The sequence below is a fragment of the Alteromonas sp. P256 genome, from assembly GCF_036864455.1.
Lineage (GTDB): Bacteria > Pseudomonadota > Gammaproteobacteria > Enterobacterales > Alteromonadaceae > Alteromonas.
Window position 1 is genome coordinate 105,345 of record NZ_JAZETM010000008.1, and the last position, 18,361, is coordinate 123,705.

The window sequence follows — 18,361 nt, forward strand, 5'->3', positions numbered from 1 at the left end:
TTAATTCAGTGACATCGCCAAAGACGGGGCTTCAACAGGTGTGTTATGCCGTACATAGCATGAAAACACGCGTTATTATTAGCATATTAGCGGGCCCCGTCGCTTTCTTATATTTACCGCCTTCTTAACTGTGCCGCCCACATATCTTTGAGGCGTAACGCCTTAACTCCGCGTTATTCCTTGCTTCAATCCCATTGTCAATCCCAGCTTCAATCTGTAGTTTTAAGTGCGATAACGGTAAGATTAACGAGAACCTAAGCAGAAATTTCACAAAACCCTCACCTATACTTACGATAAACCGTCTTTACTGATAAGGTTATTGTTACATGCATTCTGTGGTGACCATTGCTTGGTGACCCTGTTTAATACAACGCAACGCAAAGAGAAGTGGCAGATGAAAATAAGAAGTAAGCTGATAACTGCATTTTTAGTCGCTGTAACCGTTCCTATCATTGTTTTAGTAGTAACAACGACAGTGCAAACCTTTACACAATCTCGCAATTACTTCGTCAACAGTGCATCTCAAGAAATAAAACAAATAGATAATGCATTTGAACTATTTTTTGAGGGAATGAAAGAGCACGTTCGCTACCTTTCTGACGACGTGAGAGTAAAGTCCGCGGCAAATACCTCAATTACTAACTACATAAACCGCTCAGCGGACATGACGCCTCTGAACAACTCAGATATAGAGAGAAACATTTATGAGTTTCACGGTCAGTTTCGAGAAAAACATCCCAATTTATTGAATGTCTACATGGGAACAGAGTCGGGTGGCTTTATTCAATATCCTGCTGAACCTATGACCAATTACGACCCTCGCAAGCGCCCTTGGTACGAGCAGGCGAAGCAAGCGGGTGGCGAGGCTATTATTACTTCGCCTTATCAAGGCGTTTCAGGCGGCCCGATGATTTCCATTGCCACCACGATAAAATCTAACAGCGGCAAGGTAATAGGCGTTCAATCAATAGATGTAACCCTAGATACGCTAACGCGATTAGTGAATGATGTGAAAATTGGTGAATCGGGATACGTCATCTTAGTTGACGATAATGGTGTTGTGCTTGCTGACCCACGTAATAAGAGCAACAACTTTAAAAACGTAAGCGAATTGCAAAATTTCGCGTTGTACAAGGCACTGCAAACGCAAAGAGATAGCACGTTTTCGGTCGATACTAAAGATGGTGAGGTAACGGTTACCAAATACAGCTCTCCTAATTTGAAGTGGCAATTTATTGGGGTAATCGAAAGTTCAGACATTGAAGCACCGGCAAGAAATATTGTGACCACCATGATGATTGTACTTGTTGTAATGCTAGTGCTGTGCAGTGTGCTTGGTGTGCTGCTCGCCGATAAAATTGTTGCGCCTATTTTGCATATTAGTCGAAGCTTAAAAGGTATCGCTGACGGAAAAGGAGATTTAACCCAGCGTTTAGACGTTAAAACACGGGATGAAATTGGTGAGCTTGCCAATTACTTTAACCAGTTTATGAACTCTATTGGCGATTTAATCAGTCAAATTAAAGTCCAAGCACAAACGCTGCACAGCTCATCTCAAGACTTTAAAGCGGTAGCCGAGTCGCTCAATCAAGCAAGTGAAAAACAGGAACAATCAATAGAGCACACCGCTACTGCGACTAATCAAATGGCCGCGGCAGCGCAAGAGGTAGCCAGAAGCTGTGTATCAACTCAGGATGCGACAGAGCAAACTGATAATGCAAGTCAAAACGGCCGCAATATCATTAAAGATACAGTGGTTCAGGTTGAACAATTGATGACATTGATGCGTGATGCATCATCGGCTACTGATGAGCTTGAAAACGAAAGTGGCAATATCAATAAAATTCTTAATGTCATTCGAGATATTGCTGAACAAACAAATTTATTAGCACTAAACGCCGCTATAGAGTCGGCCAGAGCAGGTGAACAGGGTAGAGGGTTTGCTGTGGTCGCTGATGAAGTTAGAACCCTTGCAAAACGTTCACACGGTGCAACAGAAGAAATTGATAGCATGCTCAACAAACTTGTAGAGCGCACGCGATTTGTATCAGCGAAAATGACGACAAGTCTTGAACAATCAGAGCAGGCTACCACGCAGTCAAATGAGGCAAGCGAAACCTTTGAGAAAATTGGGCTGCTGGTGCAGCAAATTATGAATCAAATAACGCAAATTGCTACCGCGGCGGAACAGCAATACCAAGTGTCAGAAGAGATAAGTAAAAACATTGTGGGAATGCAGGCTTCAACCTCAGAGGTAAGCAAAGCGTCGCAGGGCTTATCGAATAACGCCGAAAACTTGCTGTCGTTATCTGATGATCTTAACGACCTAGTTGGACAGTTTAAGCTGTAGCAGGGGGCACTAACAAGCGATAGATATATATAACTATAATCAATTGTTTATGTCTGCCTTTTGCATTGCATCACGGGATGGTCAGCGTTTACTCTATGTTAATTAATTGTAATAACGTAGAGTAAGCGAGAGTAATATGAATTTTGCAGAATTTGCCGCTTCAAGAAAGAGTGTCCGTGGCTTCACAAAGCAGCCTGTTTCTAAAGCAACCGTAGATTCTATTATCAACGCGGCTAAGTGGGCACCCTCTTCTTACAACACACAAACGTGGAAGATACACGCTGTTACTGGCGATGTTTTAGATAAAATACGCGAAGGTAATACAGAGAATACACTTGCAGGAAAGCCCCATAAGCGGGATTTTCCTTATAAGGAAGACTACGAGGGTATTCACCGCCAGCGACAAATCGATGTCGCCGTTCAGTTGTTTGATGTCATGGGCATAACTCGCGAAGACAAAGAAAAGCGAATGGACTGGATGATGCGCGGTTTTCGTCAATTCGATGCACCTGTATCATTAGTGCTGACTTACGATAAAACGCTTGAGCCTGCAGGAATTACCCAGTTCGGTTTAGGCTCTCTTGCTTACGGTATTGTACTGGCTGCGTGGGACATAGGCTTGGGGTGCGTGATTAACGGACAGGGCATTATGCAGTCTGACGTGGTGCATAAGCACGCCAATATTCCAGACGATGAAGCAATTATGATATGCATAGCGCTTGGTTATCCAGACCCTGATTTTCCTGCTAACTCTGTTCGCTCTACCCGCGCAGACAACGCAGATTTTGTGACCTACCACGGTTTTGAGTAAGCGCTAAACAGCTAAGCCGCTAAACAAAAGCTACTCGTTTTTATCTACTCAACTTTTTCCTGCCGCATGATCATTACGATGATAATAGTGAGTAACAATGCGGTAGGTACCCCCACCATTAAAAACTGTTGTTGACGTACGAAGTGCCACGCAAGCGATATCAAAGACACGATTACTGCAGCGGCAAAGCCTAGTTTCAATAATTTCATAATACTTTCCTGTTTTCACTTTTTGAATGTGGTCGAGATTTCGGCTTAAACATAGATCTTATTAATGTTTTTTAATATTAACAGAAATTAGAGTGATGTTCTGATCCTAAATAATGTTAACGGAATAATAATGTTACGTTAAGTAATTGTAAAAAATGCTCAGCGTTAAACTAAACTCAGTGATGAATGTGAGAGAAAAATAATGAAGACAAACTTTAGCTCCATCTCAGATATGTGTAAAAAAATGGGTAAACTTGGAATGAAAGGTAAAATGCTCGCCACAGGAGGCTTATTGCTTTTAACCCCAACCATGGCCCACGCGGCCGCTAACCTTCAGCCAGATGACTTTGTTGGTATTTCATTTTGGCTAATTTCCATGGCCCTTATGGCATCAACCGTATTTTTCCTATGGGAAACACAAGCGGTAACGGCAAAATGGAAAACATCACTAACCGTGTCAGCGCTGGTAACGTTTATCGCCGCTGTGCACTATTTCTACATGCGCGACGTGTGGGTAGCAACGGGTGAAACGCCAACGGTATACCGGTATATCGATTGGCTACTTACCGTGCCGCTGTTAATGATTGAATTCTATCTAATATTACGTGCGATTGGCGTAGCAACAGCTGGCATATTCTGGCGTTTGCTTATTGGTACATTAGTCATGCTGATTCCAGGATATCTTGGTGAAGCAGGGTATATGGACCTAACGCTTGGCTTCGTAATTGGTATGCTTGGTTGGTTCTACATTTTGTACGAAGTATTCCTTGGTGAAGCGGGTAAAGCAGCAGAAGCCCATGCAAGTGATGCAGTAAAATATGCATATGGCGCAATGCGTTGGGTTGTAACTATCGGTTGGGCAATTTATCCAATCGGCTATGTAATGGGTTACCTAGTGGGTGCTGCAGATGCAGATTCGCTTAACATTATCTATAACTTAGCAGACGTAGTTAACAAAATTGCATTTGGCCTCTTGATTTGGTTCGCCGCAACGAATGAAAGTGACGGCAAACTAAAAAACTAAGAGAGTAGGCAGCAGTTAACTAACTGCTGCTTTGCGTTATGCACGCTTGCGCTGCAAAGCAGCGCAAGCGTTACTGCCAAGGGTGTGTAAATGAACAAAAGCAAAACTAAAAGCACCAGTAAAAACAGTCTACAGGTAATGGAGTTATTAGAAAAAGCGCTCTTTTTATCTGTATCAGAAAATTCAGCCGCGTGTTACCACCTTCAAAGCGGAGGTTCGCGAACACGAGCTAAACTTTGCCTTCAAGCGTGCGAGGCATTATCACTTAACGAACAAACGGCTCTATCACTGGCTAGCTGTGTAGAGCTATTACACAACGCTTCGCTAGTTCATGACGACTTGCAAGACAACGACGCACAGCGCCGTGGTCGAGCGTCTGCCTGGAGCCGGTTTGGAAGAGACATCGCGCTGTGCGCAGGTGACTTAATGCTGTCAAAAGCCTACGGCGCTTTGAGCAATATTGAAGACGTTACAAAACTTCCTGCTTTAATCCGCTGTGTAAGCAACAATGTTTCCAAAACTATTGAGGGTCAGTGCAAGGATATCCATCAACAGGTTAAATCACTTGCTGACTTTGAAATTATCGCAGCAGAGAAATCTGGGCCTCTTTTACAGCTATCTCTAGCGCTACCGCTTATTGCAGCTAATTATGAAAGCGCAGTCGACAAAGCCAGTGAAGCCATTCGCCAGTTTGCAATAGCCTATCAAATTGCTGATGACATGGATGATTGGCAGGCAGATTTAGAGAATGGTCAGCTCAATGTGGTTAATTTATTGGCCAGAGAATCTGATCACGACCAAGCCATTGAACTGGCTAGAACGCGGGCGCAGTATTTACTTAAACGTTGCGAACTTGAATTGAATGAATTACCCGCCAATTGTGGCGAGTCTGCGATAAAGGCGTGTCAGCTTTTGTTTAAGACAGTGTGTAGGAGCCAAAATGAATAAAGCAGTAGTCATTGGAGCCGGGTTTGGCGGCATTGCATCGGCCTTGCGTATGAAAGCAAAAGGTTACGATGTTACCTTAGTCGACCGCCAAACCGAATTGGGCGGGCGAGCACGGGTTTTTCGTCGCAACGGCTTTGTTTTTGATGCAGGTCCTACCGTCATTACTGCACCCTTCTTATTCGAAGAGTTATTCGAACTATTTGGGAAGAAAATTGAAGATTACATAAACATTGTGCCTGTCGAGCCTTGGTATAAATTTGTGTACCCCGATGGCGATACGTTTAACTACGGCGGCACACTTGAAGATACGTTGGAAGAAATTAGGCGTATTTGCCCAGAAGATGAAAACGGCTACCTCGAACTATTAAAAGAATCAGAAGCTATCTTTGATATTGGTTTTAGCCAATTGGCAGATAAACCTTTCCATACACTTTCTAGCATGGTCTCCCAAATTCCCAATCTCGCCAAGCTTCGTTGTTACCGCAACGTGTGGCAACTAGTGTGCGAACACTTAAAAAGTGAAAAGCTACGCCAAGCCTTTTCGATTCAGCCTTTGCTGGTTGGCGGCAACCCATTTGACACTACCTGTATTTATAACCTAATCCATTTCTTAGAGAGAAAGTGGGCAATTCATTTTGCTATGGGTGGCACCGGCGCGTTAGTTCAGGCGCTAGGTAAGCTGATGGAAGAGGAAGGCATTAACATTCAGCTAAACACCACTATAACGGGTATCGAAACTGAAAATAAGAAAGCCACAAAAGTGCACTGCGAATCGGGTGCCATTGACTGCGATACCCTAGTGTCGAATATCGACCCGAAATACCTTTATTCAAAACTGATTAAAAAAGAAGACCAAAAGCTGTCAGCTCGGATAAAAACCAAGCATGCCAAGCTCTCCATGGGACTTTACGTTTTGTATTTTGGCACCACCAAAAAATTTGAAGACATAGCTCACCACACCATTTGGTTAGGCAAGCGCTACGAACCACTTTTAGATGATATTTTTAATAAGAAAGTGTTAGCAGACGATTTTTCTCTATATCTACATCGCCCAACAGCGACAGACCCTAGTATGGCACCCGAGGGTTGCGATAGCTTTTATGTATTATCTCCCGTTCCCAACTTGTCATCTGGAACACAATGGGAAGACATTCGTGAAGAGTATGCAGAGAAAATTTTAAAGGCTCTCGAATCATCTATCATGCCGGGTCTTAGCGACTGTGTTGTTGAACAATTTGACATGACACCAAAAGAATTTTCCGAAGAGTATTTAAGTGTAGAGGGCGCAGGTTTTTCAATTGCTCCCACCCTTACTCAATCGGCGTGGTTTAGATTTCACAATAAATCAGAAGGAATAGAAAACCTCTACCTGTGTGGTGCAGGAACCCATCCTGGGGCAGGGTTACCCGGCGTTCTCTCTTCTGCAAAAGTGGTAGAGAGTTTAATTCCTAGCGTGGTGCCTAATAAAACCCATGAAACGGCATCAACAACAGCACCAGAGGTTAATCCTGTGTCCGCTGCACATTCCACGAATTGCAATGTTACCCAATCAAGCTTATCCGCATCTCCCGAATTACAAGGTGGGGGCATGAATGCAAAATGAAGAGGTGGCATTAGCAACACTCGCTAAACATGGTAAGTCTTTTCGTTTTGCAGGATATTTTTTGCCTGAAAAAAGACTTAATCAGGCCGCCCGTCTTTATGCATTTTGTCGCTGGATTGATGATATAGCGGATGAAAGTAGCGACAAACAGCTCGCCAAGGCAGAGCTAGAAACTATTCAGCGCGCTATTGAAACCGACACCGAATTATGTGCAAACACGGCAGATTTTTTGTCATTGCAGGGTGAGCTCGGCTTTTCTTCGACGCTTCCCATACAGCTTATAGAAGGAGTGAAGCAAGATTTATACACCGTGGATTTTAAAACGCAGGACGACCTTATCAGATATGCCTACCGGGTAGCAGGCGTCGTAGGGCTAATGATGTGTCCCATTTTAGGCGCGAAAGAGAAAGGGCTGCCTTATGCCACCAACCTCGGCATCGGCATGCAGCTCACCAACATAGCAAGAGACGTTTTTGAAGATGCGCAGATGGGAAGACGATATATTCCCGGAAGCTGGTGCGATGTGTCTGCTCAAGATATTGTGGAAAATTCCGTTACAACACAGCAAAAAGTCATAGGTGCTACAAAGCGGTTACTGGCATTGAGTGAGTGTTACTATAATAGTGGTTGGCAAGGATTAAGGTACTTACCTAAAAATAGCAGAAATGCCATTGCCATCGCTGCTTCAGTGTACCGCGAGATAGGCATAAAACTAGCAGCACGTCACAACTATGCATATTGGGAAAGAAGAACGCGGGTAGGGTTACCCAAGAAAATACTGATCGCTTCTTCTGTCATGGTGAGAGGTGGCTACCCTGTATTTGCTGAGAAGCGTGCTCCAAGTATTGATGTGCTTCACGCCTCCATTACCGACCTGCAGCCCGTTAGCATAATTAATGACTAATGATAACGTAGACATTATTATTCGAGGGGCAGGGTTATCAGGTATATCCCTGCTTTTAGCGTTAATAGAACAAGGCTACTCGGGAAGCGTATTAGTTGTTGAAAAGCGCGCTGAACCCGAAACACAAAAAACCTGGTGTTTCTGGGGAGAGGAAAATATTTCATCCTCCCTACATCACTTAATTAAACGCCGCTGGTTTTCTTGGTCATTCTCAGGTGACGGTCAAGAATATCACCACTGTACACTATCAAGTGAACACGCTTACTGCTGCTTACAGGCCGAAGATTTTTATCAATACGCCTTTGAAAAGCTCAAAGGCCTGCCCACTATAGAATGGCTGTGGAATACCGATAGTGAGTTGATTGATATTGTAGATGCTCATGCTCATGCTCATGCTCATGCCAATGCCAGCGCCAATAGTGTTGAGCTAGCGCTGAAAGGCCGGCGAGTTTCAGCGTCCTTTGGGTTTGACAGTGCGTGTGGCATCTCTCTGCCAGAAGGTAATACTATCAATCAGTATTTTGTTGGTGCGTGGGTGAAAACGTCCACTCAGTCGTTTAACGCAAAAAAGGCTGCACTGATGTCAAACATGACCGCTGATGAAAGCTGTTTTGAGTTCACCTATATTTTGCCCTTCGATTCAGACTATGCACTTATTGAGTTAACTCGCTTTTCAATGCGCGATGAATCCCTTGCCGATATGCAGTCTGCCTGTGAGGATATAGTCAATAGCTGCAATTATGGCAATGATGTGGTTATTGAAACGTGGGAAAAAGGGGTGCTGCCGATGGATACACGAATAGCACCCGTCAAGGTAGGCAACTGGATTTGTATTGGTGCGCGAGGCAATATGATTAGAGCGTCGTCTGGGTACGCGTTTTTAACCATTCAGCGCTGGGCGCAAAAAACAGCCGAAAGCCTCTGCAGTGAAAACAAATTATCTCTAGCTAAGCCCATATCGCCGATATACTCTGCGTTAGACTCTTTGTTTTTGAAGGTAATGAGAAAAAACATGGCGCTGTCCCCAACACTATTTAATGCAATGGCTAAAAATGTGAATGCTGATGTGTTTGCCCGCTTTATGACAGAGAAGGCTACTTTTTCAGACGTTCTGTCTATTATCAAGGCTATGCCGATTAGGCCGTTCGTCAAAGCGCTTTTTACCCCTTGGCACTAATGAATACCCTTCGGCTTTTTAATTATTTTACGATTTCAAGTATCGTGCTTTGTATAGCCTGGTACGCCGCCTTTCCCGTTTCTAATGATGGGATAGGCATAGCGGCTCTCATTGTAATTTTTATCATGGGAATGCCTCATGGTGCACTAGATATCCTTATGCTTAAGTCTTTAAGCAAGCAAGACATGGGAAAATTTCGTTTCAGCTATGCCGTAAAGCTCAGCATACTTGTTTGCGTGTATACCGCATTAGTAGTGATGGCGTTCTTTGCATGGATGCTGTTGCCAACAGTGTGCCTCTTAGTGTTTTTAACTATTGGAGTTGCCCACTTCAGGCACGACTGGCAGCAAACACGTTCGACACCTGCATGGTGTCTCAGTGCCGTGGTGGTGACAGCCCCATCGTTGGTGTACTCACAGCGTCTTGAAGGTGTTTTTGAATGGCTTTTTTTACCCGCCAACCATGCGTCCATTATCGCCTTAGGCATGCAGGTGATAGCAGTGCTGTGCATTGCAATTGTATTGGCTTATTGGTTAAAAAACAGTATTGAGACGACAGTGGTGAAGAACATGATTATTGTTGTGATATGCGCCTGCGTGCTGCCTCCTCTTGTCTTTTTTACGCTGTACTTTTGTATTGTTCACTCTGTTTACCACACAGCGTTAGTGCAAAAAACAATGCAGGTGAATTTCAAAAGTCTGGCCGTTGCTACGCTCGTTCCTATGCTAGGTACTGTCGCTATTTTTAGCGCAGGCTACTGGTATTTTATCGAAACAGAGGCTTTTAGTGTGTACTACCCGCTTATCTTTATCGGGCTGTTTGCAGTAACGTGCCCCCATGTGTTGCTTACACACTTTAGTAATCACAATAATTAGGAACCAGGAACCAGGAACCAGGAACCAGAAGCAACGCACTAAGCATCAGGTGTTGGCTTTTGTTCTCTGGCACTTACAAAGCGCTGCAGTAAATCTGCAAACCAAGCAGTATAGCTAAGTGGGTTTTGTGACAATTCAGCCTTAATGTCTTGTTCGCTTACCCAGCGAGTGGCGCTGACCTCATCAGGGTTAGGTGATAGAGCAACGTCCTCGTCATTGCAATACTGGACGAAAATATGATCGTACTCGTGCTCAGTAAGCCCGTTATCCAATGACGCTTTGTACGTCATTGCGCCAACGTATTCAGGGTTAGGTAAATGGGTAACACCTAGCTCTTCAAAAACGCGACGCTTTACCGCGCTATCAAGCCTTTCTCCTTCTCGAGGATGTGAACAACAGGCATTGCTCCATTTGCCGCCGCTGTGGTACTTATCACTGGCTCTTTGTTGTAGTAAGTGTTCAAAGCCGTTTTCGGTTTTTCTTACTAGCATCAGTGAAAAGGCAAGGTGAAGAAGACCGTGTTGATGAGCTTGCAGTTTCTCGCATGTACCAACCATATTGCCCATCGAATTTACTAACACTACTGACTCATTCATAACCATACTCATTTATAAAAACTTGCCCGACCATTATTGATAGATACGCGTTGGGGACAATATGGTTTTACGTTATTTATACTTACTAGCTTGGACGAATGCGCTACATATACCGCCGCTGTAGCGCAATGTAGTCTAAAACTAGAAGATTTGAGTTTTAGGCAGCCAGGGTGAGAATTTCTCTTGCCTTTGCTAAATCAATATCGCCGTGCTCGCCAAGCGCAGTTAGACCGTTGCGCTCTAGGTTATCAACCAACCCATCAATGGCTGTTTTATCGATATCGTAATCAGACAAGCGAGTTTTGACTTGCATTGTTTCAAAGAAATCTTGAACGGCTTTAATAGTCAAATCTATCGCCTTTTCTTCATTGTGTTCTGAAATATTAAATACGCGCTCACCAAGCTGTAAAATCTTCTCTTTTTTACTGTCTCGTTGCACATACATCAGCGAAGGCAATACAATAGCTAGCGTTACCGCATGATCTAAACCGTGAAGTGCCGTCAATTCGTGGCCAATCATGTGAGTGCCCCAATCTTGTGGAACGCCTTTGCCAATAAGACCATTCAACGCCATTGTTGCTGACCACATTACGTTAGCTCTTACGTCGTAATCAGTAGGTGTTGCTAGTGACTTAGGACCTTCTTCAATAAGTGTTTGTAAAATGCCTTCTGCAAACCTGTCTTGTAACGGCGCGTTAACTGAGTAGGTGAGGTACTGCTCAATTACGTGCACAAAGGCGTCTACCACACCATTTGATACCTGTCGCATTGGCAGCGAATAGGTAAATTCAGGGTCGAGTACTGCAAATGCCGGCTGTACAGATTCTGATGAAAACGCGCGTTTCTGTGAGGTTTCTTTGCGATTTACCACTGAATTACCGTTACTTTCTGAGCCAGTTGCAGGCAATGTAAGAACGGCACCGATAGGTAATGGGTTTTCAAACGGTGCTTCTTTAATTAAGATATCCCAAGGGTCGCCAGCAAAGTTGACCGCAGCAGCGACAAATTTTGCACCGTCGATAACACTTCCGCCACCTACAGCAAGGATAAAGTTAACCTTGTTATCACGAGCCACTTCAACGGCTTTCATAAGCGTCGAAAATTCCGGGTTTGGCTCAACACCGTGAAACTCTACAACCTTGGCATCGGCAAGTGCTTCTGCGGTTTTATCGTAAATGCCGTTCTTTTTAATCGAGCCACCACCGTAAAGAAACACTTGCCAATCTGTTGCAGGCTGATAGAGTCAACCTGGTTGTCCATACCGGCAATAAAACAGATATTTATGGCCTGTTAAAAAACGACGTGGCTGAACTTGCTATTACTGGTTCAGAGCCAGAATCGACTATGTATGAATATCAAAAACTGGATAAAGAGCGACTCATCCTTGTTATGAATCGAGTTCAGGGCAAGTTGATAGGAGAGCGGGAGGTGACAGCTTCTCTATTAAATACGCATAAAGTGGTCGCTTACGATGAACAACTTCCCCTTATTCGCCGCTACTTTGCTGATGTGTTTAATGCCAAATGCGACTCGCCTGTGGCAGCCATCTGCCCCGATATAAGAGCCATCGCGTCTATAGTTACGTCGGGGGTTGGTTATTCAGTGTTGCCCGATTACCTTTGCAAGCAAGGCATCAAGCAGGGGGAGCTTATTCAGCTGGGCAAGCCCGGTCCAGAAAATGATTTATATTTAGTGTGGAAAAAGGGCGCGCTTTCTAACCCCAGAGTAGATTTTGCTAAGGACGTTATCACAGCGTTTACTAACTTAAATTACCTTGCCGAGTATCCAAGCTAGTACGAGGGTGAAAGAATCAAAACGCAGTACAGGGGGAACTGTACTGCGCATTTCTTTTAAACTGAACCGGCGAGTTAATCGAACCAAAAGCTAGAACGTGCCTACAATTTTTACTGAGCCATCAACTTTGCTCTCATCAATAAAGCCAATAGTGTTCGGGTTTGTAGCAACAAGCGTTAGCATTTCATCTTCGTTTGAAATCATTTCAGGTGGCGTTCCTCGACCCGTGAACACAAGTTTTGACCAAAAAGCTGAGTATTGAGATTCAGACTTTCCAAGTACGTTTTTGTTAAATATATCCCGAAGTCCATTACCTGTTTCAAACGTAAGGGGAATAGCTCTGCTCCCATCAGGAAACGCTTTTGATTTACCAAGATAAATGCGTTTCACCATTTCAATGTCAATGCCCGAAGTATTGTTGGCATTAATGATGATAGCTGTGCCGGCAAATACAGGCGTTGAAAGCAAAAGACACAGTGCGAAAATAAATTTCATGAAGGTTACCTTTAATCGTTGTAAATAAATCCGTTATAGGGCACTCGTCATTCAGGTTCTCTGAAAACAGTTTAGCCAATAAAGGAGAGAAACAGTGAGTCGTGTTTACGTCTGTTAAAGTATAGCTGAAAATAACACCATGCTGCGATTGTACAATGGTAGCAAAACGTAGAATGAGTATTAGCGAGGTATTGATGGCAAAACCCCGAAAAAAAGCCCCAGAAAAAACCGTTCAGATTTATTGTGCTAAGTGTAAAACCTTACTCTATAAATATAAAAAAGGTGGTAAAGGGGCGTTGGTTAAGTGTTTCAAAGAGCGAATAGTTGAAGACTTCACAAAAGAAGAGGGCATATGCCCTAACTGCGAACAGCAGTTTGCACGAGATACATTAATTCGAGGAGCCCCCTCTCTAAAAATGATTGGCGGAAAGATAAATATGAAGTAAATGATAAAAAAGTTTGCTCTATGGAAAAAGTTACCTAAATTTAAGTATATGGAGTGCGTTAGCTAGGGAAGGTGCCTGAATAAAAACAAGTAATAATTAGTATTAACAACCTTCATGAGCGAGCGAAAATTGTATGTCGATCCAGCGTAAGTTTTTATTAGCAATTTGTTCTGTCATCGCTTTATTAGCCTTGATTATCGCAATTATAACGGTAGTCACCACGTCTTCCAGTGTCGTAAAGCAGATAGAAACGCAAAAACAAAACACAGCAGATAGGCTCGTTAATATTCTCACCGTTACTGACGCCATTGTACTCGAGCGAGTGAAAAGCAGTATGTCGCTGCTCAAACAGCGAGGCGACGCACTGGGTGTTCCTAGTCATGATGGGGTTGTCACCGTAAAAGACACACCAGCTCAACAATTATTTCTCGGTTCTCAAGCGCAAGCTAACGACTTTTCATTGGTAGACGGGTTGACTGATGTAATGGGCGGTACCGCCACCTTATTCAGTAAAACGGGCAATGATTATATTCGGGTCAGCACCAACGTAATTAAAAACGGTGCGCGAGCTATCGGTACTAAGCTCGCCCCATCCGGTAAGGCAATAAAAAAAATAGAACAACAACAGGCCTATTATGGTGCTGTGGATATACTAGGTAGCCCTTATCTCACAGGCTATGAGCCCATGTTCAACGCCCAAGGCCGTGTTATTGGCATTTGGTACGTGGGCTATTCTGCAGATTTAAACGTGCTGGAGGATGCAATTAAGAAAAGCCACCTTCTTGATGACGGCTTCGTAGCCTTAAGAGATGGTAAGGGCAATATTCGCATGCACTCGTCTCATGTCAATGAACAAACAGTGCAGTCTGCACTCAATGATAGTGATAAATGGTCGACAACTATCGTGCCTTTTAAAGCGTGGGGCTACGATATTATTTTGGTCGCGTCACAAAGTGAAAAATCGTCGCTAATAAGCGCTGCTGTTTTCGCGGTACTTGCAAAAATACTTGTGGCCAGTGCAGGCGTACTTATTACTATATGGTTGCTTGTTAAATACATAGTGGGTAGACCCCTTGATGAATTTATTGCTGTTGTAACTAACTTAACCTCAGGCGAAGGCGATCTTACTTTTAGGTTTGAAGGCAAAAGAGGTGATGAGTTTGGGCAAATGGCTAGAGCCTTTAATCAGCTATTAGGCCAGCTTCAAGAGACATTGCAAAATGTAGATGCCACAACCGGCGGTATGCTGGCTAAATCAGAGTTACTAAACAAAACGGCAGAGCAGTCTAGCGAGTCAGTGTCGTTACTTTCTTTAGAAACGGACAAAATTGATTCAGCCATCGTCCTATTACAAGAAAATACTGACAATGTCTCTGCCAATATTACCAGTTCCAGTGAAGCTGCCACGGCGGCAGATAGCGATACTAGAACCAGCGTAAGCGTGCTTGCGCAAACTATCGATGACATTCAAGCCCAGGCTAGTGATGTTGATGAGTCAGTTAAAGTCATTGATGAGCTAGCGCAAGCCAGTGAAGAAATAAGCGGCGTGATGGAAGTGATACGCAACATCGCCGAGCAGACGAACTTGTTAGCGTTAAATGCGGCCATTGAAGCGGCTAGGGCGGGTGAGCAAGGACGAGGCTTTGCCGTAGTTGCCGATGAAGTTCGCTCTTTGGCAAGCAGAACGCAGTCATCGACAGAAGAAATTCGCATTATGATTGAACGTTTACAACAAGGTAGCAGAGAAGCCGCATCAAAAATGAATCGCAATAAAGATACGGCTTATAATACGCTTGAAGTCACTAGAAATGCAGGAGTCTCACTGGAGCAAGCACTAGGAGCGGTGGCTCGAATCACTCGGTTAAACCAAGAGGCATCACATACCGCACAAGGGCAAAAAGAGGTCGCTAGGAACGTTATTCAAGGGGTTGAGAGTATTAAAGCCGTTGGTGATGCCAATCGTAACTATGCCACCGAGGTGGCAATAAGCTGTAATGAGTTGGTTGATCAAATAAAACAAATGCAAGCGCAGCTTAGGCGCTATCGTTTCTAAGGAGAGGCCGCTAAGGTCTCTTCCATTCAGACATTAACTAAATTAACTATTTGCGACGAGTCTACCAATTGTCAGGCTTGAAACGAACAGTAACAATTTCATTATTGATTATGACAGCTTAGCATTGCCGTAGCCGGTGTTCCCTCTTATCCTATGCGGTGGAAAAAACATTGCAGCGGCGATATCGCACTGCTTCACACATGGAATAATTATAATGAAACGAATAACTGCGCTGTTTAATACGGCAGCGGTGCTGCTCACATTAAACATGCTATTGAGCAGTTTTGCTAACGCAGCCGATGTTGATTATCGCCTGCCATCGTCAGTAAGCCCAACCTTTCAACGTATACATCTAAATGTCGACCCAGACAACCCATCGTACTCGGGAACAACGGAGATTGACGTTGTTGTCAATTCACCGACTCAAAAAGTCGGTTTTTATCAGCACGATTTATCCATCACGTCTGCTACTTTAGAAAACGCTGAGCACTCGCTGTCGCTAAGCGTTATGGAAAGTGATTATGATATTAATTTGGGAACGGCTGAGAACATTATCAAGCCTGGCAACTACACGCTTAAAATTGCGTTTGAAGGCAAAGTAAACACGTCATCAGACGGCATGTATCTGTCTCGTTTTGAAGAAAACAACTATATTTTTACCCAGTTTGAAGACATGCACGCCAGAAAAGCGTTTCCAAGCTTTGATGAGCCTATTTTCAAAATTCCATATCAAATGACCATTAGCGCGCCTGACCATCAGGTAGTGGTATCAAATACGCCAGTGCTTAAAGAGTCGGTAAGCGATGGCGTAAAAACCGTTCTGTTTGAAAAAACAAAGCCTATGCCGACCTACCTTATCGCTTACACAGTGGGCCCATTCGATAGCACTGAGATGACAGGGTTGTCTGTGCCTGGTCGTATTTATGTACCTAAAGGCTATATCGACAAAACGAAGTTTGTCATCAAGCATACTCCAGAAATACTAACGTCTTTGGAAGATTTCTTTGGCATTAAATATCCCTACAAGAAAATGGATTTTGTGGCTGTGCCTAACTTTACACACGGCGCCATGGAAAATGTGGGTCTAATTACCTATCGCGATAGTCTGTTGCTTTTAGCCGATAACCCAAGTGTTACGGAGCGCTCTGGCCCACTTAACGTGATTGCTCACGAACTTGCCCACCAGTGGTTTGGCAATTTAGTAACCATGGCCTGGTGGGACGACCTGTGGCTAAACGAGGCGTTTGCTTCATGGGCTGCAAGTCACACAATGAAGACGCTATATCCTGAGTTATATTATGCCGATCGCCTTGTTCAAGAAGGGGCATTTGGTGCAGATGCAAGCCCAACGGTTAAGCCCGTGAAAAAAGTCGTGAAACGTCAGCCAGACGTTATGGATGGTTTGGGGCTTAATTACTCAAAAGGCGAGTCGATCCTGCAAATGATTGAGTCGCTAATCGGTACCGACAGCTTCCGTGAGGGTGTGCGTAATTACATGAAAACCCATTCATGGGGTAATACGGTAGCTGATGATTTGTGGCGAGCGCTTGATGGCGTATCCGACTTTAATTTAAGTGCAATGATGAAAGCCTATCTAGAACAGCCTGGTTACCCCATTATTCATATCACTGAAGATGGTAAAGTCACTCAGTCTCGCTTCCATTTTGCTGGCGCATCGGTAGAAGATAAAACGTGGGCCATACCGCTTAAGTTGACCTACCAGCAAAACGGGGAAATGAAAAGTGAGGTTGTGTTTATCGACAAAACCACTACAACCCTCCCTCAGCTAGCCGAGGCCGACTGGGTGTATCCGAATGACAATGCCACAGGCTATTTCCGCTGGTCTATCTCGCCTGCGCAGTTAGACAATTTACTGGCAAATATTGAGGTACTGAACAAGCGTGAAAAGAAAAACGTGTTGTATAACTATCAAGCACTGTTAAATGCTGATGAGGTTGGTGTTGATAGTGTGATGAAAGTACTCAATGCGTTAAGTGCTGACGAGGACCCTGCCGTTATTCGCGCAGCTGTTGGTGTACTGCAAGAATTTGATTACTTAGTTAATGATAGCAATCGCGATGCGTATGCTACCTTGCTGACTAATACTTATATACCCCTATTAGACTCACTGAGCCTTACTCAGGCAGAGGATGATTCGACCGACATTATTCGCCTTCGCAATCAACTGTATGGCTTTTTAGGTATGTATGCCGATAGCGATAGCTTGGTTGAGAAGAGTAACTTGCTCGCTAAAAAGTATATCGATGATACAACAAGTGTTTCTTCTGGCCTTGCCGGAACTGCCATTGCTATTGCGACAAAAAATAGTGCAGATAAAGATAATGCCAAGTGGTTTAACGAGGTGGTAAGTGCATTTAAAAAAGCGCAGTTGCCAAACGTAAAAAGTACGCTGATTTATTCCATGCGTTTTGACGACAAGGAATCTGTATTCAAAATGTTAGACTTGGCGTTAACCAATGAGATAACACCAGCAAACACTATGTATATGGTTGCGCGGGTGGCAAGAAATCTTGATGATCATACCTTGGTATATCAATGGCTTGATAATAACGCTGACGCCTTGATTAAGAAGATGCCTGACTATCACGTAGCGCGCATGCCTGAATTTGTGTCTTCAAGCTGCTCTGAAACAAACCTTGCCATGGCGAACACGTTTTATAGCAAGATTCAAGACCGTTACGAAGGGATGGCTCGAGGTGTTGAAATTATGCAAGACGAATCTCAGCAGTGTCTTCGCTTAAAAACAGCGTTTCAAAGTGACTTTGATAAGTTTCTTGCTAACTATGCCAAGTAGTCATATTTGAAATACATAGCACGCAACATTTGATTTACACAGCACGCGGCACTTGATATACATAGCTCCGGCGTTGTTTGCTAGCTGTTATAAAAAAGCACCGAAAGGTGCTTTTTTATTGCACGTGCCGACATAATGTCCGACTCACACTAACCGACTCACACTAACCGACTCACAATATCCGAATTACATTAACTGACTTACAAAAACCAACTCACAGTAAACACTGATTGCGAATACTCTGCCTGATTGAAGTTTATA

General features: G+C 43.8%; 15 protein-coding genes and 1 pseudogene. 12 read left to right on the top strand and 4 right to left on the bottom strand.

Annotated features, from left to right (window positions below):
• Positions 1-394: 394 nt before the first annotated feature.
• Complete coding sequence (locus V7R39_RS13015; RefSeq protein ID WP_334031193.1) at positions 395-2,350, top strand: methyl-accepting chemotaxis protein; 1,956 nt, start codon at positions 395-397, stop codon at positions 2,348-2,350.
• A gap of 136 nt (positions 2,351-2,486) precedes the next feature.
• Positions 2,487-3,161, top strand: coding sequence for a nitroreductase (locus V7R39_RS13020; protein ID WP_334031194.1), 675 nt, complete (start codon positions 2,487-2,489; stop codon positions 3,159-3,161).
• Positions 3,162-3,205: 44 nt separating this feature from the next.
• Here the strand turns inward: V7R39_RS13020 and V7R39_RS13025 are convergent, their stop codons facing one another.
• Positions 3,206-3,370 carry a hypothetical protein gene (locus tag V7R39_RS13025; protein WP_334031195.1) on the bottom strand — a complete coding sequence of 55 codons (165 nt, stop codon included), beginning with the start codon at positions 3,368-3,370 and terminating at the stop codon, positions 3,206-3,208.
• A 202-nt stretch (positions 3,371-3,572) separates the two neighbouring features.
• Here V7R39_RS13025 and V7R39_RS13030 point away from each other — a divergent pair, with 202 nt between their 5' ends.
• From V7R39_RS13030 to V7R39_RS13055, 6 genes are all read left to right on the top strand, one after another.
• On the top strand, positions 3,573-4,394 hold the full coding sequence (locus tag V7R39_RS13030) for a bacteriorhodopsin-like (RefSeq protein WP_334031196.1): 822 nt from the start codon (positions 3,573-3,575) through the stop codon (positions 4,392-4,394).
• Positions 4,395-4,484: 90 nt separating this feature from the next.
• Positions 4,485-5,342, top strand: a complete 858-nt coding sequence (locus tag V7R39_RS13035) for a polyprenyl synthetase family protein (RefSeq protein ID WP_334031197.1) — start codon at positions 4,485-4,487, stop codon at positions 5,340-5,342.
• Complete coding sequence (crtI, locus tag V7R39_RS13040) at positions 5,335-6,945, top strand: phytoene desaturase family protein (protein WP_334031198.1); 1,611 nt, start codon at positions 5,335-5,337, stop codon at positions 6,943-6,945. The genes V7R39_RS13035 and crtI overlap by 8 nt, the downstream gene beginning before the upstream one ends.
• Complete coding sequence (locus V7R39_RS13045) at positions 6,935-7,849, top strand: phytoene/squalene synthase family protein (protein ID WP_334031200.1); 915 nt, start codon at positions 6,935-6,937, stop codon at positions 7,847-7,849. The genes crtI and V7R39_RS13045 overlap by 11 nt, the downstream gene beginning before the upstream one ends.
• Positions 7,842-9,026 (top strand): lycopene cyclase family protein, encoded by a 1,185-nt coding sequence (locus V7R39_RS13050; protein ID WP_334031202.1) that lies wholly within the window; start codon positions 7,842-7,844, stop codon positions 9,024-9,026. The genes V7R39_RS13045 and V7R39_RS13050 overlap by 8 nt, the downstream gene beginning before the upstream one ends.
• On the top strand, positions 9,026-9,901 hold the full coding sequence (locus V7R39_RS13055) for a Brp/Blh family beta-carotene 15,15'-dioxygenase (RefSeq protein ID WP_334031285.1): 876 nt from the start codon (positions 9,026-9,028) through the stop codon (positions 9,899-9,901). Before V7R39_RS13050 ends, V7R39_RS13055 begins: the two co-directional genes overlap by 1 nt.
• Before the next feature lie 38 nt (positions 9,902-9,939).
• On the opposite strand, the gene idi is transcribed toward V7R39_RS13055, so the two are convergent.
• Together idi and V7R39_RS13065 are read right to left on the bottom strand one after the other, a co-directional pair.
• On the bottom strand, positions 9,940-10,497 hold the full coding sequence (gene idi / locus V7R39_RS13060; protein ID WP_334031203.1) for an isopentenyl-diphosphate Delta-isomerase: 558 nt from the start codon (positions 10,495-10,497) through the stop codon (positions 9,940-9,942).
• 157 nt (positions 10,498-10,654) lie between these two features.
• Positions 10,655-11,713: pseudogene (locus V7R39_RS13065) on the bottom strand (iron-containing alcohol dehydrogenase); the annotation flags it as partial.
• Positions 11,714-11,724: 11 nt separating this feature from the next.
• Between V7R39_RS13065 and V7R39_RS13070 the strand changes: the two are divergent.
• Entirely contained in the window at positions 11,725-12,291 is a 567-nt protein-coding gene (locus V7R39_RS13070) for a substrate-binding domain-containing protein (protein ID WP_334031205.1), read from the top strand.
• A 90-nt stretch (positions 12,292-12,381) separates the two neighbouring features.
• Here the strand turns inward: V7R39_RS13070 and V7R39_RS13075 are convergent, their stop codons facing one another.
• Complete coding sequence (locus V7R39_RS13075; RefSeq protein ID WP_334031206.1) at positions 12,382-12,786, bottom strand: phosphate ABC transporter substrate-binding protein; 405 nt, start codon at positions 12,784-12,786, stop codon at positions 12,382-12,384.
• Positions 12,787-12,980: 194 nt separating this feature from the next.
• Here V7R39_RS13075 and V7R39_RS13080 point away from each other — a divergent pair, with 194 nt between their 5' ends.
• The 3 genes from V7R39_RS13080 (at position 12,981) to V7R39_RS13090 (ending at position 18,100) form a co-directional block, all read left to right on the top strand.
• Positions 12,981-13,232: a hypothetical protein gene (locus V7R39_RS13080; protein WP_334031207.1), complete on the top strand. Its 252-nt coding sequence runs from the start codon at positions 12,981-12,983 to the stop codon at positions 13,230-13,232.
• 133 nt (positions 13,233-13,365) lie between these two features.
• Positions 13,366-15,285, top strand: coding sequence for a methyl-accepting chemotaxis protein (locus tag V7R39_RS13085; RefSeq protein WP_334031208.1), 1,920 nt, complete (start codon positions 13,366-13,368; stop codon positions 15,283-15,285).
• Positions 15,286-15,553: 268 nt separating this feature from the next.
• Positions 15,554-18,100 (top strand): M1 family metallopeptidase, encoded by a 2,547-nt coding sequence (locus V7R39_RS13090; RefSeq protein WP_334031286.1) that lies wholly within the window; start codon positions 15,554-15,556, stop codon positions 18,098-18,100.
• Positions 18,101-18,361: the final 261 nt, after the last annotated feature.